This is a genomic window from Pseudomonas akapageensis, assembly GCF_011355085.1.
In the GTDB taxonomy this organism is placed as follows: domain Bacteria; phylum Pseudomonadota; class Gammaproteobacteria; order Pseudomonadales; family Pseudomonadaceae; genus Aquipseudomonas; species Aquipseudomonas akapageensis.
This window is the reverse complement of the sequence record NZ_VXCP01000006.1, coordinates 88,028-109,865: the sequence shown is the minus strand read 5'-3', so window position 1 is coordinate 109,865 and position 21,838 is coordinate 88,028. Positions and strand designations below refer to the sequence as shown.

At 63.4% G+C, this 21,838-nt stretch carries 15 protein-coding genes; 7 read left to right on the top strand and 8 right to left on the bottom strand.

Annotated features, from left to right (window positions below; all coding sequences use genetic code 11):
* Positions 1–7: 7 nt before the first annotated feature.
* From F2S13_RS05980 to F2S13_RS05970, 3 genes are read right to left on the bottom strand one after another with little or no spacing between them, the layout of a single operon-like run.
* Positions 8–5,962: a CHAT domain-containing protein gene (locus tag F2S13_RS05980; protein WP_166359555.1), complete on the bottom strand. Its 5,955-nt coding sequence runs from the start codon at positions 5,960–5,962 to the stop codon at positions 8–10.
* Between the two features lie 38 nt (positions 5,963–6,000).
* Complete coding sequence (locus tag F2S13_RS05975; protein WP_166359554.1) at positions 6,001–6,798, bottom strand: caspase family protein; 798 nt, start codon at positions 6,796–6,798, stop codon at positions 6,001–6,003.
* 24 nt (positions 6,799–6,822) lie between these two features.
* Entirely contained in the window at positions 6,823–8,421 is a 1,599-nt protein-coding gene (locus tag F2S13_RS05970; RefSeq protein WP_166359553.1) for a glycoside hydrolase family 19 protein, read from the bottom strand.
* Between the two features lie 189 nt (positions 8,422–8,610).
* Between F2S13_RS05970 and F2S13_RS05965 the strand changes: the two genes are divergently transcribed.
* The 3 genes from F2S13_RS05965 to F2S13_RS05955 are packed head-to-tail and all read left to right on the top strand — an operon-like array spanning position 8,611 to position 11,839.
* Complete coding sequence (locus F2S13_RS05965; RefSeq protein ID WP_166359552.1) at positions 8,611–9,714, top strand: toll/interleukin-1 receptor domain-containing protein; 1,104 nt, start codon at positions 8,611–8,613, stop codon at positions 9,712–9,714.
* Positions 9,711–11,453 (top strand): nSTAND1 domain-containing NTPase, encoded by a 1,743-nt coding sequence (locus tag F2S13_RS05960; RefSeq protein WP_166359551.1) that lies wholly within the window; start codon positions 9,711–9,713, stop codon positions 11,451–11,453. Before F2S13_RS05965 ends, F2S13_RS05960 begins: the two co-directional genes overlap by 4 nt.
* Complete coding sequence (locus F2S13_RS05955; RefSeq protein ID WP_166359550.1) at positions 11,450–11,839, top strand: hypothetical protein; 390 nt, start codon at positions 11,450–11,452, stop codon at positions 11,837–11,839. The genes F2S13_RS05960 and F2S13_RS05955 overlap by 4 nt, the downstream gene beginning before the upstream one ends.
* Before the next feature lie 6 nt (positions 11,840–11,845).
* Here the strand turns inward: F2S13_RS05955 and F2S13_RS05950 are convergent, their stop codons facing one another.
* Positions 11,846–14,506 carry a toll/interleukin-1 receptor domain-containing protein gene (locus F2S13_RS05950; protein WP_166359549.1) on the bottom strand — a complete coding sequence of 887 codons (2,661 nt, stop codon included), beginning with the start codon at positions 14,504–14,506 and terminating at the stop codon, positions 11,846–11,848.
* Between the two features lie 120 nt (positions 14,507–14,626).
* Here F2S13_RS05950 and F2S13_RS05945 point away from each other — a divergent pair, with 120 nt between their 5' ends.
* A complete protein-coding gene (locus F2S13_RS05945) occupies positions 14,627–15,106 on the top strand; it encodes a nuclear transport factor 2 family protein (protein WP_166359548.1) in 480 nt (159 codons plus the stop codon).
* Positions 15,107–15,238: 132 nt separating this feature from the next.
* On the opposite strand, the gene msrA is transcribed toward F2S13_RS05945, so the two are convergent.
* Together msrA and msrB are read right to left on the bottom strand one after the other, a co-directional pair.
* Positions 15,239–15,946 (bottom strand): peptide-methionine (S)-S-oxide reductase MsrA, encoded by a 708-nt coding sequence (msrA, locus tag F2S13_RS05940; RefSeq protein WP_166359547.1) that lies wholly within the window; start codon positions 15,944–15,946, stop codon positions 15,239–15,241.
* Between the two features lie 16 nt (positions 15,947–15,962).
* Positions 15,963–16,481, bottom strand: coding sequence for a peptide-methionine (R)-S-oxide reductase MsrB (gene msrB / locus F2S13_RS05935; protein WP_166359546.1), 519 nt, complete (start codon positions 16,479–16,481; stop codon positions 15,963–15,965).
* Between the two features lie 164 nt (positions 16,482–16,645).
* On the opposite strand from msrB, the gene F2S13_RS05930 reads away from it, so the two are divergent.
* The 3 genes from F2S13_RS05930 to mobA are packed head-to-tail and all read left to right on the top strand — an operon-like array spanning position 16,646 to position 19,514.
* On the top strand, positions 16,646–17,362 hold the full coding sequence (locus F2S13_RS05930) for a response regulator transcription factor (RefSeq protein WP_166359545.1): 717 nt from the start codon (positions 16,646–16,648) through the stop codon (positions 17,360–17,362).
* The gene (locus F2S13_RS05925) at positions 17,359–18,864 is read left to right on the top strand and encodes an ATP-binding protein (protein ID WP_166359544.1); all 1,506 of its coding nucleotides are present in this window, start codon (positions 17,359–17,361) and stop codon (positions 18,862–18,864) included. Before F2S13_RS05930 ends, F2S13_RS05925 begins: the two co-directional genes overlap by 4 nt.
* A 59-nt stretch (positions 18,865–18,923) precedes the next feature.
* Positions 18,924–19,514 (top strand): molybdenum cofactor guanylyltransferase MobA, encoded by a 591-nt coding sequence (mobA, locus tag F2S13_RS05920; RefSeq protein ID WP_166359543.1) that lies wholly within the window; start codon positions 18,924–18,926, stop codon positions 19,512–19,514.
* A gap of 139 nt (positions 19,515–19,653) precedes the next feature.
* On the opposite strand, the gene F2S13_RS05915 is transcribed toward mobA, so the two are convergent.
* Together F2S13_RS05915 and F2S13_RS05910 are read right to left on the bottom strand one after the other, a co-directional pair.
* On the bottom strand, positions 19,654–20,124 hold the full coding sequence (locus F2S13_RS05915; RefSeq protein WP_166359542.1) for a DUF934 domain-containing protein: 471 nt from the start codon (positions 20,122–20,124) through the stop codon (positions 19,654–19,656).
* The gene (locus F2S13_RS05910) at positions 20,121–21,794 is read right to left on the bottom strand and encodes a nitrite/sulfite reductase (RefSeq protein ID WP_166359541.1); all 1,674 of its coding nucleotides are present in this window, start codon (positions 21,792–21,794) and stop codon (positions 20,121–20,123) included. The genes F2S13_RS05915 and F2S13_RS05910 overlap by 4 nt, the downstream gene beginning before the upstream one ends.
* Positions 21,795–21,838: the final 44 nt, after the last annotated feature.

Below are 21,838 nucleotides of genomic sequence, written 5' to 3'. Positions count from 1 at the left end.
AACACCTTCACAGCTCGCCTTTTTTCAGCGCAACGGCCAGATTCGTCAGGACTTCGGCCTTCTGTTTATCGCTCACGGCACCACGCAGCGACAGGAAATCGGCCAGAAGCTTCAACTGCTTGACCACCGAATCGAACTGCCGGGCCGAGGCACGCTGGCCCTGCAGTGCATCCCAATACAGGTCGCAGAGCACGCTCTCCGGCTTGGCCGCGACCGCGCCCTGGGCCGGTTGCGGCAGGCTGCCCGTCAAGAGCCACCCGGCCACTGCCGCATCGGCCGACATCACCGCGTCGAAGAAATCAAAACCTTTCTGGAATCGCGCCCGCGCCGCGGCCTGGCAGCGCACCACTTCGCTCAGGTCGGCGTGCTCGACCCCGAGCAAGGCGTCGAGTTGCAGGCGATTGATCCGCGTATACGGGTCCCAGTCGGGCATGTTGGGGTCACCCTCGCCCAGTGCGTAGGCATCCCGAGCCCGGATCAGGGACGGCTCGACCGCTTTCCAGGGTTTTCGCGCTATCCACAGAATCGCAGCCTTGCGCTTGTAGGCACTCCCCAGTATCGCCTGGCGCTCGGGGTGTCCCGCGCTGCTGTCCTGGGCGCTGGATGCGCTGTAGGGATGGGGGCTGGCGAGTTTGATCAGTGCTGTCGCCCGGGCGATGGCGTCGTTGATCAGCGCCAGGGCCGATCCCGCCAATGCCTTGGCCTCTGCGGTTTGCCCTTTCTTGTGCAGTTCCTGCGCCTGTTCACCCAGGGTCTGGGCGCGGCGAGCCTCGATGTTGACCAACTGCTCGACTGCGCGCAGCGGCACCACTGCCCGCGCGAAGTCCGCGGCAATCGATTGCAACAAGGCACAGCAGGCCGCTTCGTACCCCTCTTCGCCGCAGTCTCTGTAGAGCAGCCCGAGCGCATACTGAATTTCGGGCATCTGCGCCCATTGCGGCGGCAGGCTGCGCAGCCGTTGGGCGAGACGCCGCGACAGTGTCTCGAAGTCGAGCCGGTTCGTGGCCGTACAAGGCGCCAGAGCAGCCAGGCGAATGCGTTCGACCCAATCGAGCAGCTCTTCCGGCGCGCGCAAGGGTACATCGTCCTTGATATCGCCAGGGATCAACTTGAGCTGGAAGGATGGATCACCATAGGCCTGGTAGGCACCCCAGGTATTGCAATCAGGATAGCCATCGAGCACCGCCAGGCGCGCGGTTGAAATCGCCGCACCAAAGCTGTCGCCATGCAAGGCCATGCGCATGAAGAAAATTTCGGCAAAGGTCTTGGCGGCGTCGTCGCGCACCTCCCAGCCGGCCGCGACAACGCAGCGCACGCCCATGTCGATAAGCTCCCGGGCCAGGCTGGCGGCCAGGCGATTGTCGCTCTTGGCAAAGTCCTCCATTTTCGCCAGATGGCAGCAGCTGAGAAACACCAGATCGGGCACGATCTCCATGCGGGCAATCTCGGCTGCCGTCAACAACAAACCATCGGAAAGCACCACACCACTGCGGTAGATACCGTCGGCCCCGGCCTTGGCGAATATCCCGTGGGCCGCCACCGCCAATACCCGATAAGGCCGGGCGAACAGTTGCGTGAACACTTCCCCTGCGCTGGCGCCCGGCAACACCCGATAAGTGGTATAACCGGCCCCCTCCAGTACCTGGCTGACGGCTTCGCCTTCTTTCTCGGCCTCGCCCAGCTTCGGTAGCCAGTCATCGGGCGGCTCGCCGGTCAGGGTCACCTTTTGCTTCCACTGCGGCCCACCGAACTGCGTGTAGTAACCCTCGGTGCTGGGGTTGGCGATGACGCAGGCACTCATGCTGTCGGTGCGCAGCACTTCACGACGAAAGCGTTCGGTAATGAACTGACGGACCATGCGCGTTCGTTTGATCAGCGGCTCGCCATCGGTTTCGAGCATCTCCCACGGCAGGTTGGCACTGCTCTGGTCGACCATCAGGATCAGGTTGCGCGAACGGCGTACCGAAGACTTGAAGGTCAGCGGCAATAACAGCTGGAACAGGGTGTTGCCGAAAAATGAATTCTTTTGATAAACAGTGCACCCCTGCCCCTTCAGCGAGCTGTCGACCAGCTTTTCCACCAACCCCGGCTGACGTTGTTCGACCAGCGCTTCGACCCGCGCCTTGTCGCCCATGTACGAGAAGCGAAAGCTCCTGGCGCGCAACAGAACGGGGGCAGCAGGATCGAGGCCGGACTTGTCGCTGGCAACATCGACCATATCGTCGCTGCTGACCGACAGGCGCGGCCAGTAGTCGCTGAAGGGGCTGACACTCAAGCGTTGGCGAACACCGTCGCCATACTGCAACTCGTCTGCCAGCTCCAGCTTGGTGTCGAGTTGCACCAGTTCCGTGGCCAGATCCTTGTTCAGTTCACTGACGGCATAGGCAGCTGAGATCGCGGTATCGCGGAACACCTCGACCAGGTCCAGGCGCGCAATGAGCGCCTGGGTCGCGCCCCGCTCGGCCGCCCCGGCGGTGAAATCGCGATTGGCCAGCAGCACCCCCAGCACCACGGCCTTGACCGAATCGTTGATGCTCAACTGGGCGCTGGAGTTGGTGCCGATCAACAGGCTGGCCAGGCGCAGCGCCAAGGGTGCGCCCTGGGTGGCCGGGACAAATTGCCCGGTCTCCTTGCCGTAGAAATCGGAGGCATGCAGCAAATAACGCAACACGCCCGCGCGCACCGCCTGGGTGACGCCTTCGCTGGACAGGGTGCCCATTTCCCCCAGGCCCACGACCAGGGCGCCACGCCCGGTCTGGCGCAGGTGTTCTTCGCTCGAACGTGGCATCAGTACCACGGTGGCATTGCCCAACTCACCGGAGTGCAGGCCCAGGCGCTGGCGGTGGCTGAGTGCGCCATTGACCAGGGTCCGATCGATCACGGCTTCAGCACCGGAAATCGGGTCGCCACGGTAGTGGCCGCACATCACCGGCACCTGGACGAAACTCAAGTCCATGGCCTTGACCGTGATCTGCAGCACATTGCGTTTGCGGCTGCGCAAAATACTGCTGCGGCTGCCGAGCATGCGGCTGACCAGCTCCTGATCCGTGGGGTACAGGGGCGGGCCGCCCCGGTAGCTGATCAGCGGCGCACGTTGTTCCTCGCCCCGGCTCAGGGGCAGGCGCCCCAATCTGTTGGGCACCCCCTTGCTCAACATCGCCTGGATCTCGCTGAAGAACTCCGGGGTGCCGGTCAGACTGCCATGGTCGACCGGCATGAACCAGTAACGGTCCTCGGGCAGGTTCGTCAGCCGACCGGAACGCCAGGTCACCGAACCATCGCCATTGGGGGTGCCACGCATCATCACCCGCACAGGCTTGCTGCCCTGGTTGATAATCTGCAGCCCGCAGGGGGTGTTGTCGGCCTTGCCGAATACATAGGCGATGCGCTCGTGATCCAGGTCCACCCAATGGGTATCGAGCATGTCTTTCCAGAACGCCCGCGCTTCATCCAGCGCGGCCTGGTCGGGGCGCCCGCCCAGGTTGTCGCCGAACCAGAAATCATCGTTCAGCCGGGCCAGGCGCTGCCAGCTGCTTGCCTGAAAGAAGTCCACATCGTCAGGCCGCCCGCCGGAGTCTTCGAAGTCGGGGGCCGGCAGCAGGTGCAGTGCTCCGGGAAAACCGGAGACCACATCGAGCACGTCCTGCAGGTTATGGCTGACATCCACCCGGGCCAGCATGCGCACGGTATCGGATTGCCCCAGCAAGGTTTCCACGAACGAATACGAGCCCTGGTTCGGCGTGCCCAGCATCAACAGCCGTCCCCCGGGCCGCGCCACCAGCTCCGGCCAGAGGGTCTTGTCGGCGGCGAAGGCCGCTCGCACCAGCAAACCGCCCATGCTGTGGGCCAGCAGCCGCACCGGCTGGTCAGGATTGGCCGTCAGGGCCTTGCGGATGACCTCGGCCAGGCCCTTGCCCAATGCGGCAATGGGCTGGCGCCAGTCGTAGTCATGGACAATCACTTGGTGGCTGATTTGCAGGAAATCCACCAGTTTTGCATAGGTCAGCTCGACGAGGCCGTCTTTGCGCACGGTGCGGCGGCTGTTCATGGCGATTCTGGGCAAACTGCCGGTGGCCAGGTCCAGAGGGTCGAGCCAGACCCGATTGCCATCGGCGGCCAGGTGGCTGCCCATGATGCCAGGCAGGAAGATCAGCACGGGTCGGGCATTGGCCTGCGGCGCTGGCGCTCCCCGGTCCGGCCCGCGGTCGCTGACCGGGGCCAGGTCCGGCAGTGCCAGCGCCTCCTGCCACGGCGCCCGGCCCTGGGGCACGGTGTCCAGCAGCCAGGCGCCCAGTGCGCTGGGCAGCGGCAGGTTCTGGTACTTCACATCATCGCGAAAATAGCGGAAATGATTGACCTGGGCGCTGTGCACGAAAATCGCCCGTGCCTGATCGACGCGGGTCAGGATGCCGCCGTACATGGAGTCGGTGTCCACGACCAGGTCATTGCGCGCCCGGTCGAAGAACGCCCAATCGACGAACATCACCCCGACGCGCTGCAGCACGCCGGCCCCTCCGGTTTCGATGTCCCCTGCAATCACCGCCATTTTCACCGAAGGCGAGACGCGAGCACGGCCCAGCAGCATGCTCATCGGCGCTTCCGGCAACATGGCTTCGATGCCCGGCACGGTTTGCGGCTCGAGGCGCTTGTCGGCGATCTCCAGGACGATGCGGCTGAGGAACTTCAGCCCGCTGTCGGCCAGCTCCTTGGCCTTGGCCCCGGCCACCGGCGTTGCCACCAGGCCCACGGCGGCACCGATGCTCCAGGCACCGAACTTGCGCACCAGCCCCAGCAGGCAAGAGAGGAATACATCCAGGTTATCCGACAGCAAGGCTGTGCCCCGCGCCGGGGCTGCCACGCGTACATAACGCCCGACTTGCAGGTTCTTCTGCTTGAGCAGGTCGACCAGTTGGCGCAACTTGACCTGTTCTTCGGCGGCAACCTGCTCACGCTCCATGGCCAGGGCCGTATTGTTGCGCTCGCGCTCGGCCTCATCGGGCCTCGGGTTGCTGCGGTAGCGTTCGATCAACTCGCCCAGCCCCTTGTCCGTCGGGTCCAGGCACAGCAGATCGCCGACCAGGCCACCGCGTGAGTGGGTGACCACATTGAGTCGCGTACCGGGCGCCAGCGTATTGACCAGTGCCAGCGCGTTGTCGATCGGGCTTTCGGAAAAGGTCCGGTGTTCGAAGCCGAAGATGCGCTGGCCGAAGGCGGCCTGCAGGGCGCGCCAGGCGCCGGTCCCGGGCAAGTCGCCAAAACTGCCCAGGGTGTGTGAACCGGTGCCATGGATGAACACCAGCAAGGGCCCGGCCTGCGCGGCCTCTGCCAGCCGCGCGTCGAGGGGTGCGTGCAGGTCCTGGGCCTTGAGTAGCCCACCGTCCCAGCGATACAGGCCGGGCTCACCGGCAAGCGTTCGTTCGACAGCCGCCATCAGGGCCTTGGCGCTCTTGCGCGCCGCCCAGTCGATGACGCCACCGCTGACGAGGTCGGTGATTTGCTCCCTGGCCTCGGCGGTGATCGCATCATCGCTCAGCGCCAGCTCGCTGACCTGCTGCCAGATCCAGCTCGCGGCGCCCCGGCTGACATCGGCGGTGTCGCGCAGGCGGGCGAAATCGATGACGCCATCGTCATCGACCAGTTCGGGCCGGGTGCGGCGCAATTGCGCCACCAGGGTATCGGTGCGGATGAAAATCGTGGTCCCGTCGGTCGCTTCCAGTGCCAGCAGGCCCTGGTTACTGGAGAGCACCTCGGCATGGGGGGCATCGCCGCTGCGACTGGCCGGCGCCAACTGCCAGGTGCGCTTGACCTGCACATTGCCCAGCAGACTGACCCCGGCACCGCCAGGCCCGCGGCTGCCCGGCACCGTCAAGGCCTGGGGCATGGCGCCGCCGGCGGTCGCGGCATGCATCAACGGCAGCTTCAGCGCCGGTTTCGCTCCGCTGTCCTCGTCGGTCGGACTCATGATCCGCACCTCCACGGCAGTTGGGTTGTCACGTCACCTCAGGCAAAAACCTGCCAGTGACGTGCCGTGCGACTGCCGAACAGCTGTGGATCTTGCGGCAATTGGTTGGTCGGTAAATAAGACGGGCTGATCGCCTTCATCCAGTCCTGATAACTGGCGGTGGCACTGAGCCTGGACAGCGTCTTGAGGGCGTAGAACGTAAAGGCACCGTTCGGGCGATCCCTGAAGCGCGTGTCCCAGCTGAACTGGCCGTCGGTACAGCCGGCCAGCAACAGGTCGCCGCCGCTGCGGGCCAGCCCGCCCAGCAAATGTTTGGGTCGTTGCGCGACATTGCCTAACTGGTCGGCGGGCATCCACACTTGCGGCGGCAGGAAGCGCGCTCGCGGCAGGCCGGGGTCCAGGTCGGAATCATCACCCCGGGTCACGGAGCCTGAGTGGCAACTGTCGGAAATCAGCAGAATGCGCACCCCGCTGGCCCGCTTGGTAAAGATCGCCTCGATTTCATCATCGAGCAGTGCCTGCTCCTGGGCGATGTCCCAGGGGCACAAGGCTTCGTCACGACCGTCGGGCTCGTCCCCGCTCAGATCAGGCACCCAGGTGCCGTGACCGGAATAGGTGAACACCACCAGATCGCCACTGCGGGCACTGGCAATGGTCTGCACCATGGCGGTCACCATGGCCACCTTGGTCGCGGCGGCGTCCAATAACAGGTTGACGGTAAACCCGCGCTTGCCCAGCTCCGCCGCCCAGTCATGGGCGTCGTTCACACAGCCCGTCAGGTCATTTTCGGTGCCGGGGTAGTCGTTGATACCGATGCAGAGTGCGAGCTTGGCCATGCTGTTCTCCTCGAGCGCGTCGGCTCAGGGATGGCGCCAGAAGGCGAAGGCCTGGAACTTGTCGTCCAGCCACCAGGCGGTACGGTTTACGGCGTACTTGAAGTTTCGCGCACCGGCCTGGGACTCCACCGGTCGCGTGACCCTGCCCGCCCCATCGTGCCCTGCCTGGAACGCAGGTTGCTGCGGCACCACTGCCAGGATATGCCCGGAACGGTTCAAGTCCTTGCGCCGGGCGACGGTCAGGCAAACTTCCCCGGCGTCGGCGGCGGCCTGCAAGGTGGTCAGGTCGACCTCGCGGTGCCAGCCAAATGCGCTTCCGTAATCTTCCAGCCAGTCATGCAAGGCATTGGCATTGAGTTCACGCACGCTTTCGCCATAGGCCACCACCACGCCTTCGCCCCGGGCTATGCGCTGCAGGGCGCGATCCGTCCACCAGACCCGTGGCAGGTAAACCCCGGCCAGGCAGCAATAGTCATAGGCGTAGATGTTGCAGAACGTGGTGCCGCCCTGGGGCAGGTAGCGCTTGTGATCGGCTGCGGCGCAATCCAGGTAGTCGATGATTTTGAGCAACTGGCTGGCGCGGGTTGCCGGCTTGCTGGCGGTGCGTTGCGGGCGCCCGGCCTCGCCGAGCGGGTACGCCCGTCCACCATCGAAGGCACGGGTGACGGTCTTGCGATTTTGCTGCAGATGCACCGGTGCTATCGGATGCTCAGGCACCAGCGGTGCCTCCACCGGATCGAAGCCACCCCTGGAAGCCGGCACCGGTGCGAGGAAGCGCTCGGCCACGAAGCCGTCGCGTACCACCTGATTGATCAGGGCGCGCACCTGCACCCAGCCGTCGGCGAGTCTACTCACGACCTCGACCTTGCTGCCCTGGTTAAGCGTCGCCAGCCAGGTCGACGGCGCCACCCGTGGCGCCGAACGCAGGTTCAGCTGCAGGGGTACGACCTGGTGGGTCGGCTTGAAGTGTTGCGTGTCCGCGACGGGGACCGGGCTGGCTTGCCCTTCGGGCAGGTCGCGCAAGGCCGCCTTGGCTTTTTCCAGCAACAGTCGGCGTTCATCGAAGCCTTTGAGCCCGCCGTTGATGACTTCGGTGATCCGCCTGATGTCGTCGGTATCGGCGAGCCCGTTGAGATGATGGGATTCCCAGAAGTAGACCGCCGATTGCGGGGCGAACTGTTCGGCCACACGCTCGGGCTCGGCCACCACATCTTCACTGAGCCAATTGGAAAACGCCTTGTAGTTGGACTTGCCCGTGAGTTGCAGCAGCCCGCGACCACGGTAGCGATAACCATCGCCGCTGGCCTCGTTGCCATTGCCATTGCGCGAGGCATAGACGTGGTTGCCGATCATCATCGGCTTGCGTGCGTAGGTCTGGGCCAGGGCCCGGGTGGGAAAGTATTTGCCGAAGACGCCGAGCAAGCCGTCGACGGAGTAGTTCATGTTTTCCACGACATGCTTGAAGCAGCCGGATTCATGCACTACCTGGGCGAGAAAATGGGCTATCCGTAACCTGGAATCGATGCCGTACCTGGCCATTACCGTGTTGAGCGGCTCAAGATACTTGTCCACGTCAGCCTGACTGACGCCGAGTTTGCTGAGCACATCTCCAGAGAGCTTCATGATCGAGAGCCTCACAGACAAACGTGCTCTGATAACTAAAGTTCAAGCAGGTCGGATTTTCAAGGTAGCCGCTCTGCTCACGGGGCCGGCGGGATAGTTGTACTAGAATGAGTGTGTGCATTTTCCAGCGATGTGTCGCCGACTCGGGTTGCGCACGCACTGCTACGGGCCTCCCAATGGGGATTGGATATGGCTTTTGTCGGACCTCCCTTCGCCCATGACCTGTTCGTCAGCTACAGCCATGGCGACGACGGCACCGGCGTGGGTGTTCTGCAGCCCTGGTCGGCGGCATTTGTCAAAGTGCTGGAGCAGGAGTTGCGATTCGATCGCCAGTTGCGCAAGGATCTGAAAATCTTCCTCGACAAGGATCATCGCCCTGGCCAGGGCGTGGACCCCATGTCGCCGTTGACCAAACAGCTACGCAGCCAGATCAGCGAGTCGGCGTTGCTGGTGATCCTGATGTCGCCGGACTACCTGGCCTCGACCTGGTGCGCCGAAGAGCGCAATTGGTGGTGCGAACAACAAAAACAGTTGGGTCTGGCGCTCGACCAGCGCATCGCCGTAGTGAAGATTTACCCGACCGAGCCTGAGCCCTGGCCGCCGCCACTGGTCGACGAGTATGGCGCACCGCTCGTGGGCTTCAATTTCAATGCGTCGATCAGTGGCGTCATACGCCCCTTGGGCTGGCTTGAAGCACCGGGCCCTTTTGGCCTCGAATTTCGCCAGGAACTGCTGGGCATTGTCGGCCAGTTGGTCCCCAAACTCACGGCGCTCAAGGCGCGTCTGGACGAACGTCTGCGCAGCGTGGCCGAGGCCTCCGCGCTGGCCCATGCCGGTGGCCAGACCATTTACTTGCACGGCCGCGCCGATCAGGCCCAGGCCTGGGAGAAAGCCAGTCTTGCCTTGACCGAAAAAGGCTATGTGGTGTGCCCGAACAACCCTGACCCGGTCGAGGACGACCCGCAGAAAATCAACGAAATTCGCGAGCAGCGGGTCGAAACCCTCTGCGCCTGCGATGCCCTGATGTTACTCGGCACCGCCGATGGTCAGGCACTGGATGCCGACATGGTAGTGATCGGAAAGCATGATCGGCAATCGGCGCGCTCGCGCTCCAATCGCCTGCTGCCCTGCGGCCTGCTCAACACCGTCGGGCCGGCCATCACAACGGATGAGCGCAAGGCCAACGCACGCATCGTCCAGGCCGACTGGATCGACGGCACCCAGGCCAATTGGCCCGATCAGGTCCAGCCATGGCTGCTGGAAAAAAGCGCGCAACTGGAGCCCAGGCCATGAGCGACAACGCTGCTGGCCCCCAGGACGATGTCTTCAGGATCGAGTTGCCGCCGCGCCCGTACCCGGGTCTGCGGCCTTTCGAGAAAATCGAATGGCCGATCTTTTTCGGCCGCGAACGCATGGCCGATGCCATTGTCAAGGCGCTGATCGACAAACACCTGCTGGTGGTGCATGGCGACTCCGGCTGTGGCAAAAGCTCGTTGATCCGCGCCGCGGTGCTGCCTCGCCTGGAGCAGGAAAATGCTCGTGCCGGGTTGCGCTGGCGCACCTGCACGGCCCTGCCGCGCGAGACCCCCTTGCTCAATATCGCCGAAGCCCTGGCAGCGCTGGACGGTCCTGACAGCGATGACGAGCAGATCATCACCCTGCGACGTCTGCTCAACTTCGGCCAGAACGCGCCGGCACAACTTGCCAGTCTGTTGTGTACCCACCCCGGCGAGAACCTGTGCATCCTCATCGATCAGTTCGAGGAGCTGTTCAGTCAGGCTCGGCGCCATGGTCCCGCAGAGGCGCAGCTGCTGACCCAGTTCCTGATCGCCTTGCATGAACGCCCGCCACCAGGACTGTATGTCGTGCTGACCATGCGCTCGGAATTTCTTGGCGCCTGCGCGCACTACTCCGGCTTTGCCGAAGTGGTCAATGCCACGCAGTACCTGCTGCCACGAATGGATCACAGCGACCTGCTGCGCGCCATCTGCGAGCCGGCCAGGCTTTACGATGGGAATATCGGTGCGGATCTGGCCGAACGCCTAATCCTCGATGCCGGCGGCGGTCAGGATCAACTGCCCCTGATTCAGCATGGGCTGATGTTGTTGTACAACCTCAATGCCGTGCCGCCTGCCGGTCAGCTCCCCACGGAGAGTCAACCCTGGCACCTGGGCCTTGAGCATTATCACCATGAAAACCGCCTGGCCGGGCTATTGTCGGCCCATGCCGATGAGGTACTGATCAAGGCGCAGATGACCTATCTGCCGCTCGACAGTCATGCGATCGAAGACCTGTTTCGTGCACTGACCGACATGAACGCCGAAGGCCAGGCCATCCGCCGTCCACGCACACTCAAGCAGTTGCTCGCTGTGACAGGCGCAACTGAAGGCGCACTGCGCGGGGTCGTCGATACCTTCCGTGCCGACGGCGTCTCCTTTCTCACGCCCCACGGTGACGCAGCGTTAGCCATGGACGAATTGATCGACATCAGTCACGAGGCCTTGATTCGCTGTTGGCACAAGATTGCCGACCGGGCCGACGGCTGGCTCCTGCGTGAATTCAGGGATGGCCTGGTCTGGCGCAGCCTGCTGGTGGAAGCCGAAGGTTTCGAGCGCGATTCAAGCAATGTGATTCCCCCGCTGATCACCGGCGAGCGGCAACACTGGATGCCCCGCCACAACGAGGCCTGGGCGGCGCGCCACGGTGGCGGCTGGGAACGGGTGACAGCACTGGTGGACGCCAGCGCCCAGTCGCGTGACCGAGCCATCCGGCGCCAGCGCCTACTCATAACATTTGCCGCCTGCGCGATGACGGTCCTCAGCCTGTCGGCTGCCGCGTGGTACGGCATCTACTCCAAGAACAACGCACTGAACATGGCCTACGATGCCGCCAAGGAACAGCTCGATATCGCTGTCAAACAATACCCGACACTGGAAAAGCCACTGAACGACGTCAAGGCCGAATTGCAGATCCAACAACGAAGCCAAATGATACTCAACGCCCCAGCCGATCGAAAAGCCAGCCCACAATGACCCGACGCCAACGCTACAAACGCAAGCCCGACCAATATGTCACCGCCGTCCAGCTGGACCTGGACACACCCGGCTTCACCTACCGCAAATGGGGTGCCGAGCAGCACTGCAAACGCGGCGACTGGCTGGTGAACAACGCCGGTGAAACCTACACCGTCGACGCCCAGGTGTTTCCCAGGACCTACCGTCAGGTGGGCCCGGGTGTCTATATCAAGGCAACACCGGTATGGGCCGAAATGGCTGAACGCGCCGGCAGCGTTCGCACCAAGGAAGGCGTGTCGCACTTCGAGGCGGGCGACTACCTGGTCTTCAACGACGAACAGGGCCTGGACGGTTACTGCATCAAGGCCGAACGGTTCAACGCCTTGTATGAACGGGATGAGTGAAGCCGGTCACTGCTCGAAAGCGCCTGGCAGCAATTTCAGCGACGTACGGCCGTCCGTGACGCTGATGCCGGTGTAGTGTTCAAGGTCTGTATTGGCCGGCATGTTCGGCCTTGGGCGGACGAAAACCCGTTCCCCCGCGGTCACCGAAACGTCACCCGCCCCCGTCAATTGCAGATTTTCGAAGAAGCCCTCCCCGGGTGGCGAGCCAGTAAGCGCCTGCAAGGTGACAGGTCCCGACAAGGGGACACCACTGACGGCGTGGAACAACTGCACGACATCCGCGCCGTGCAGGGCAAAAAAACCACCGCTCGCAGTGATCGCCAGGCGCTGGGTGCAGCGGTCGATAGCACTCTGCAAAGGGCGGCGCCAGGTCAGATCACCGTTCTGGCTATCGAAGCCGAACAGCACGCCATCGGTACCCAGTCCCACCACCCGGTGCTCGCCGGCAAAGGCCAGACTGCCCGCGCCGGGCTGGGCCAGACGTGGATTTTGCGGGTCAGTGCAGCGCTCGTGAACGGCTTCGCCGAGTGCACGGTGCTTCATCAGGCGCGGTGCTGCGCCGTGCTCCAGCGCATAGAGCCACAGCTCGTTGGTCTCGCTCAGCAGCGCCAGCCGGTTTGACGCGGCGTCGAAGGCCTGCGCGACCACCAGGCCGGGCAGTTCCTTGAGTTCGCTGTGCGCCATTGTCGTGAGGTCGATCAGCTCCAGGGGCGTGGACCAGCCATCGCGGTTGGCGTTGGCCACCCAGCGCTGATCCGGAGAAATGCTATGACCGGATTCGATTACCAGAATCTCCTGCTGCCGGCACCACTCGATACGCTGGGACGCCGTGGCAATCTTGCAGGCCCCGAAGGCGCCGTACGAGTTACCGGTCACGTACAGGCCCCAGGGAAAGACGGCGTCCACATCGGTCACCACCCAGGGGCCTTCGACCGTCTCGCCCAGATTGGCCAGCACGGACTTCTCATCGTCCTTGAGTTGCGAGGCATCGGCCGATTCAAGTAACTGCTGGGCCTGCTCGTGTTGGCGTTGCCGGGCATCCTGCGGCTGCTTCGACTGCTCAAGCTCCGTCGCCGTTGCTTCACGCCAAAGTTGCTCCTGGGCGAGCATCTGCGGAAAATCATGCACCTGGTTGGCTTCAGGCAGCGTGACCCGGGTTCGGGCGTCCCATTGGGTGCCCTTGGGCAATTCGCTGACGTAAGCGCCCGACTGCAGATCAATCGTCAACCCTTGCACGAACTCTCCCGAAGATTCAGCAATCAGCAGATAACGCCGTGAAACATCGGCTGCCGCGCTGACCTGCAACAGATTCACCTCAGGGCAGAAGTGCAGTGCGGCGCTACCGCGAATGCCGGACAGGCGATGGATGACCTGCGCCTCGCTGCCGTCTGCCGGGTCGGGCTCCGGGACCGCGGCCGGCTTTGCATCCGCGACGTTCGCGCTGGGCATCACCAGCGTGAAGCAGTCGTAGACGGACACCGGATCGTCCTCGTCATTGTTGACGACCGTCTGCTTTCCGCTTGCCAACAGCCATCCGGTATTGGGGATGGCGGCAATGGCGTCTGGCCGTTCCCGGGCCGGCAGCTGCACTTGCAGCAGTGGTTCCAGCGCCGGCAAGGCCAGCAGCGAGACACTCGTGTAGTCGGCGGTTACCAGGCTCTGGTTGTCTTCACTGGCCGCGATCCGCATCGACGTGCCACCCGACAGTGGACGCAACCGGTGCGTGTCGGTCTTGACGTAGAGCGTCGCACGCCAAAGCAACGGATCGCCGATCTTCATACCGGGCACAATGTCATCCAGGGCACGCAACTGCACCTGCCAGAACGGCACCACATCGCGATACTCAGGCAACAGCCCCAGGTTGTCCGTCCTGACCACATGACCGAGTGAGGCAACCGCGGCAGCCAGATCGCCATCGGCCTGGTTCAGCGCCGACTCGGCCTGGCGGCGCAGGCCCGTGTACTCGGCATTGCGCCGCTCGGCCAGCCAGTTGACGCTGAGCACGGCCAGCACCAGGCCCACGGCTGCCGTGCCCAGCACCGTCAGCCTGAGCCGCCGCGCACCGGCCTTGCGGCTGGCCAGCAACAGCGCCATGTGTTCGGCGGTGGTCAAGGGTTGTTTGCCCTGGTAGGTGGCGACCATGGTTTCGGCGTTGCGCAGATCGGCGCCGCGCAGCAAGGTGCCGTTCTCGCGCCAGGCCAGCGCCTGGAAGGTCAGGCGCGTGTGGCGCTCAGCCCATTGCTGGTCGATATCGAGGGCGGCAATGATGCGCGCGGCGATGGCCTCGGTGTCCGCTGTGGCGGTGGCGTCGATCCACTGGATGGCGCCCAGGGATTCCGGCAACTCTGCCGGGGTCACGGCATCGATGCGCACTGTGACCAGGCGCTTGTTCAACGTACCGGCCAGGTCGAGTTCCCAACGGCATTCGCGCGAATCCAGGGAGGCCCGGCTGATCAGCACGATGATGTTCTGCGACGCCTGGATCAGCGACGTCAACTTGCGCCGCCAGGCTTCGCCGTCGTGGATATCGTCACGGTCATAGACGATCGATCGGCCCTGCCTTTCCAGTTGATCGATCAGCTGCTGGGCGAACGCAGTATCGCGCCGCGAATAGGACACGAAGGCATCGTGGATGGGTTTGGCCTCATCCGTTGCTGACAGGCTCATCTGCGCATACCCGAAGCGGTGTATTACTCAAGTAAAGCAGTGAATGCTTGATCAACGGGCACATGCCCTGCCCGTTCTGGACTACCGTTGTCCGAGCCTTTTCCCATTCCGGAGACTGCCATGCCCACCCCTGCCGAGGTCCGTCCCCCGCTGCCACCCTTTACCCGGGAGTCGGCCATCGAAAAGATCCGCCTGGCCGAAGACGGCTGGAACAGCCGCGACCCCGAGCGCGTATCGCTGGCCTATACGCTCGATACCCAATGGCGCAACCGCGCCGAATTCGCCCGCAATCGCGCCGAAGCCAAGGCATTTCTGATCCGCAAATGGACCCGGGAGCTCGATTATCGGTTGATCAAGGAACTCTGGGCCTTCACCGACAACCGCATCGCCGTGCGTTTCGCCTATGAATGGCACGACGACTCGGGTAACTGGTTTCGTTCGTATGGCAATGAAAACTGGGAGTTTGACGACAATGGGCTGATGAAAACCCGTTATGCGTCGATCAATGACCTGCCGATCAAGGAATCAGAGCGTAAGTACCGCTGGCCCCTGGGGCGGCGGCCCGATGATCATCCGGGGTTGTCGGAGTTGGGGTTGTAATCTGGGGTTGCAGTTACCCTCGTTCCCACGCTCCGCGTGGGAATGCAGTGCCAGACGCTCCAGCGTCGAGACGCGGAGCGTCAGCGGAGGCGTTCCCACGCAGAGCGTGGGAACGAGGTAATACGCGTGAGATCACTGCCCGGTTTTGACCAACACCGGCTCCTCCCGATAGCGCTCGGGAAACAGCTGCTTGAGCTGCGCCACCTTCGGCAAATCGTTGATCACGATATAGGGATAACTCGGGTGCTCGGTGAGGAAGTCCTGATGGTAGTCCTCGGCGGGGTAAAAGCCGTTGAAGGTTTCAAGTCGCGTCACGATAGGCCGGTCGAATGAATGCGCGCCATCGAGCTGGGCGATGTAGGCCTGGGCGATGCGTTTCTGTTCGCCGTTCTGCGGGAAAATCGCCGAACGGTATTGGGTGCCGGTATCCGGGCCCTGGCGGTTCAGTTCGGTGGGATTGTGGGCGACCGAGAAGAAGATCTGCAACAAGGCGCCGTAGCTCACTTGCGACGGATCGTAAGTGACCTGGACCGACTCGGCATGGCCGGTGTCACCGTCACTGACCCGTTCGTATTCGGCCGTGTTCGCGCTGCCGCCGGCATACCCCGAGACGGCCCGTTTGACCCCCTTGACGTGCTGGAACACCCCTTGCACACCCCAGAAGCAACCACCGGCGAACACCACGGTTTCGTTGCCGGTCTTGCCGGCGGGTTCGTCCAGAGTCGGCGGGGCAAGCTCGACGGCATCTGCACCCGCCCCGAAGAATGCGGCATGGGCTTGCCAGGCAAGGGCCAGGGCCGAGAGCCCGAGAAGCACACTGCGTCTGGAAGGCAATTTCATCTCTTTAACTCCTTCATCACGCCGCCAACGGCTGGAATTTCATCGCCAGGCCATTCATGCAATAGCGCAGGCCGGTGGGTTTCGGACCGTCGTCGAAGACGTGCCCCAGATGACCGCCGCAACGGCGGCAATGGACTTCATCGCGCGTCATGCCGAACGACGTGTCGGTACGCACGGCAACGGCGTTCTCCAGGGGCTGCCAGAAACTCGGCCAGCCGGTATGGCTGTCGAACTTGGTGCTCGAGGAAAACAGCGCCAACGCGCAACCGGCGCAGACGAAGGTGCCTTTGCCGTGTTCATCGTTGAGTGGGCTGCTGTAGGGGCGTTCGGTGCCTTCCTGGCGCAGGACTTCATAGCGCTCGGGGCCAAGCAGCGCCTTCCATTCGGCGTCGCTGTGGGTGACTTCGAAGGTTTCGGCGCTGGCTTGCGTCGCGGCAATCGCGGAACTGGCGGTCAAACGCGGCAGCATTGCACCGACCAGCGCCGCCACGCCCACACCGGAGCTGGCCACAAGGATCTGTCGTCTGGAAATCATGACTCTCTCCAACCTTTGCCCGAATAGGTGATGGAGCTAGCCTAGGCGTGTACCGATCGCGAAATCCTCACGCCAAGTTAAACAATTCGTGATAACTCACCGGGCAGAAAAGCCGCACAATGATGGCTACGCGCAAGAGCGGGCCTTGCATAGGATGAGAGTCGATGGATCAACCCAAACGCGTCCTGGTGGTCGAGGACGATAAACACATCGCCGATCTGATCGTGCTGCACCTGCGTGACGAGCAATTGCAGGTCGTGCACTGTGCCGATGGCGATCAAGGCTTGCAGCTGCTCGAGCAAGGCGGCTGGGATGCCTTGATCCTCGACCTGATGCTGCCTGGCGTCGACGGGCTGGAAATCTGCCGCCGGGCCCGGGCCATGGCCCGCTATACGCCGATCATCATCACCAGTGCCCGTTCCAGCGAAATGCACCGCATCCTCGGCCTGGAACTGGGTGCCGACGACTACCTGGCCAAGCCGTTTTCGATGCTCGAACTGGTGGCCAGGGTCAAGGCCCTGCTGCGGCGCGTCGATGCAATGGCGCGCACCCTGAAGATGGACACCGGCAGCCTCAACGCCGGCGGCCTGTTCATCGATCCGCTGACGCGTGAAGCCTCGCTGGACGGCAAGCGCCTGGACCTGACGCCGCGCGAATTCGACCTGCTGTACTTCTTCGCCCGTCAGCCAGGCAAGGTGTTCTCACGCATGGACCTGCTCAATGCCGTGTGGGGATACAGCCACGAAGGCTATGAACACACGGTCAATACCCACATCAACCGGCTGCGCGCCAAGGTCGAGGCCGACCCCGCGCAGCCAGCACGCATCCTCACCGTGTGGGGGCGCGGCTACAAGTTCGCAAGTCTGGAGGAACAGCCGTGAGACTGACCCTCACTCACCGACTTTCCCTGGTGTTCGCCCTGCTGTTGCTGGTGTGCAGCGGTACGTCGGCGTGGATGCAGGTGCGTTCCAACCGCATGCACGAACTGGAAGTGGTGCAAGGGCTTTCCCGTGACCTGGCCGCACACATCGCCCGCGATACACAATTGATGGATGCCCAGGGCCTGAAGCCGGAGGCTTTGCGCCAGTTGTTCAGCCAACTGATGCTGGTCAATCCGAGTGTCGAGGTCTACCTGCTCGACCCCAACGGGCGCATCGTCGGCAACGCCGCCCCTGCCGGGCGCCTGCGCCGCGAGCAAGTCGATCTGGAACCGGTACGACGCCTGCTCGCCGGCGCAACCCTGCCCATCGTCGGCGACGACCCACGCAGCGTCGACGGGCGCAAGGTCTTCAGCGCTGCGCCCCTGCGGGTCGATGGCAAGGAGGCGGGCTATCTCTACGTGGTACTGCTGGGCGAAGAACACGACCAGTTCGCCGAACGCGGCGCCACCAGCGAAGCCCTGAACACGGCCTTATGGTCGATCGGCATGGTGGCCTTGTTGTGCCTGCTCGCCGGCCTCACCGCCTTTGCCCTGATCACCCGGCCCTTGCGCCGCCTGACTGAAACGGTCAGGCAATTCGATATCGACGGTGCCCCCGTCACCCCACCCCCTGCTCCGGCCCTGGGCAAGGGCGCCAGCGTCGACGAGATCGCCATGCTCGATGCTGCCTTCCGACAGATGCAAACCCGCCTGGGCGAGCAGTGGCGCTCACTGACCCGTCAGGATCAGGAGCGCCGTGAACTGGTGGCGAACATCTCCCATGATCTGCGCACGCCTCTGGCGTCGCTGCATGGTTATCTGGAAACCCTGCAGCTCAAGGATGCCAGCCTGACCCCGGACGAACGCCGTCGCTACCTGGGCATCGCCCTGGATCAAAGCCGCAAGGTCGGTGGGCTGGCGCAGTCGTTGCTGGAGCTGGTACGTCTGGAGCATGGCTTCGTGCAGCCGGTGCTGGAGCAGTTTTATCTGACCGATCTGGTCCAGGACGTCTTCGAGAAATTCGAACTGACCGCCGAAGCGCGGCAGATTCAGCTCAAGGCGAGCTTCGCCCCCGGCGTCCCGGCGGTGTACGCCGACCTCGGGCTGATCGAGCGCGTGCTGACCAACTTGCTGGACAACGCACTGCGCCATACCCAGACCCTGGGTGATGTGAAGATCGACCTTGCCGCGCAGGGTGCATTCGTTGAAGTGACGGTGAGCGACAGCGGCCCGGGCATCGCCAGCGAATTGCGCGAAGGTCTGTTCCTGCGCCCGTTCAATATCGGCGGTGCACGCCGGGATGGCGGGCTGGGCCTGCGTATCGTGCACCGGATACTGCAGCTGCATGGGTGCGAGATCCGGCTGGTGGACCGTGCAGGGCGTGGGGCGACGTTTTGTTTCTCGTTGCCGGTGGATGGGCAGGTGGCTTCGAAACTGGCTGGCCGGTCGATGCTTGCGCGGTGATGCCATCGCCAAAGTCCATTGTGGGATCATATCCATCTTCATCTATCTGGTAGCTGACCATGAGCCTATCCGACGACCACCTCCCCCCCTGCTCCATCCTGCTCCTGGCCGGCGGTCGCGGCCAGCGCATGGGTGGCCTGGACAAAGGCCTGGTGCAATGGCGCGGGCGACCCTTGATCGCGCCTATCCACGACGTCGTGCGCCCGCTCACCGACGACCTGATCATTTCCTGCAATCGCAACCAGACGCTTTACCGGCCCTATGCCGACCATCTGGTGGTTGATCCGCAGGCTGACTTCCCGGGCCCGCTGGCGGGTGTGCTGGGCGGCCTTGCCCAGGCCAGGCATGACCGTTTGCTGGTACTGGCCTGCGATGCCCCGATGATCGATCGCGCCTTGCTGGAGCAACTGATACTTGCCGCCGGCCCCCAGCCAGCCGTCGCCATGGTGCGCCAGGATGGCCAATGGCAACCGATGTTCAGCCTGATTCCCCGGGTACTGCTTGGCGCGCTGCAAGCCCAATGGCAACAGGGTGAGCGCAGCCTGTTGCGCGCGCTGCTCGATCACGGCCTGTGCCCGGTCGAATGCGCAGCGGACGACCCGCGCCTGTGCAATTTCAATACCCTGGAACTGGTACAGCAACATTCCTGAGCCGCGTCGCTTTACTCGTTCCCATGCGCAGCAAAGGAATGCAGTGACTGACGCTCAGCGTCGAGACGCGGAGCGTCAGGGGAGGCATTCCCACGCGGAGCGTGGGAACGAGGTATGAGGCCCGGGAGCCTCACAAAAATCAACGCCGCCGGAACAACGGCCTCGGCTCGATCGCCGAACGCCCGTACAGCACGCTCATCCCCGCCAACCCCTTCAAGGCATCCTCGGCCGACTTGTCTTCACGCACCGCAAAGCTGTCGAACCCGCACTGGCGCATATGGCTCAGCTGGTCGCGCAACACATCGCCGATGGCACGCAGCTCACCCTGCCAACCCAGGCGCGTACGCAGCAGGTAGGCCTGGCTGTAGCCGCGGCCATCGCGAAAGCTGGGGAAATCGATAGCGATCAATGACAGTTCGCCGAGCCTGAGCTCAAGGCTTTCCACCTCATCATCCGGGCTCAGCCAGATGCCATGGCCTTCGCGCCAATGTGCCAATGGCAGGATCAGCGGCCCGGTCGGCAGTTCGTCTTCGATTTCGCGTACCAGCGTCCAGGGATCATCACTCAGCAGTTGTGCCTGGCCATCGACCAGGCGAATCAGGTTATTCATGCCGCTTCCCCCTCGGCCTTGGCATAGACCCGCTCCTTGAACGGCTCCAGGCCAATACGCTGGACGGTGTCGACGAACAGCTCATCGCTTTCGCGGTAGTCCGTGAAGGTGGCGACGATCTGTTCGATCACATCAGGTATTTGCGCAGCACTGAACGACGGCCCGATCACCTTGCCCAGCGCACTGTCCTTGCCCTGGGCGCCGCCAAGCGTGACCTGGTACCACTCGCTGCCGTTCTTGTCGACGCCCAGAATGCCGATGTTGCCGATGTGGTGATGGCCGCAGGCGTTCATGCAGCCGGAGATATTCAGGCTGACGTCGCCGATATCGTGGAGATAGTCCAGATCGTCGAAACGTTGCTGGATCGCCTGGGCAATCGGGATCGACTTGGCGTTGGCCAGGGCACAGAAATCACCACCCGGACAGGCGATGATATCGGTCAGCAAGCCAATATTGGCGGTGCCCAGGCCCTGCTCGCAGGCCCGGGCCCACAGGGCATAAAGGTCGCGCTTGCGCACATCCGGCAGGATCAGGTTCTGCTCGTGGGCAATACGGATTTCGCCAAAGCCGAATATTTCCGCCCAATCGGCGACAGCGTCCATCTGGATATCGGTCAGGTCACCGGGCGGCGCTGCAGGCCCGGGCTTGGTCGACAGCACCACGCTGGCATAGCCCGGCACCTTGTGCGGCTGGACATTGCGCGCGACCCAGCGGGCAAAAGCGGCATCCATGACCAGGCGCGTACCGAAATCCAGGTCCGTGTCGGACAGTGTCTGATAGCTCGGCGGGACGAAGGCATTGGCGACGCGCTGGTATTCCGCGTCGGTCAATTGCGCCGGTCCGTCCTTGATGTGCTGCCACTCCTGCTCCACTTCATGGGCGAACGCGTCGATGCCCAGCGCCTTGACCAGGATCTTGATACGCGCCTTGTATTTGTTGTCGCGCCGGCCGTGGCGGTTGTAGACCCGCAGAATGGCTTCGACGTAAGACAGCAAGTGCTGCCACGGCAGGCCTTCGCGGATTTGCAGGCCGAGAATCGGCGTGCGGCCCAGGCCGCCACCGACCATCACCCGCAACAACATCTCGCCGTTCGGGTCACGGTACAGGTACAGGCCGATGTCATGCATCATGATCGCCGCCCGGTCCTGTTCGGCCGAACAGATGGCGATCTTGAACTTGCGCGGCAGGTACAGGAATTCCGGGTTGATGGTCGACCACTGGCGCAGGATCTCTGCCAAGGGGCGCGGGTCCATCAACTCATCGGCGGCGACGCCGGCGAAGGCTTCGGTGGTGATATTGCGCACGCAGTTGCCGGAGGTCTGGATCGCATGCATCTCGACCTCGGCCAGGATCGCCAGGATATCCGGGACCTGCGCCAGTTCGATCCAGTTGAACTGGATATTCTGGCGTGTGGTGAAGTGGCCGTAACCACGGTCGAACTCCCGGGCGATGCGCGCCAGGGTGCGCAACTGGTTCGCGCCCAAGGTGCCATAGGGGATGGCCACACGCAGCATGTAGGCATGCTTCTGCAGGTACAGGCCGTTTTGCAGGCGCAGGGGCAGGAACTCTTCTTCGCTCAGCTCACCGCCCATAAAGCGTTGCACCTGGTCGCGAAACTGCGCCACGCGCTCGAACACCAGCGCGCGGTCATACTCGTCATAGTGATACATGGTCGGGGCCTCATCGGTTCAGAGGCCGTGACTATGCGCCGGGG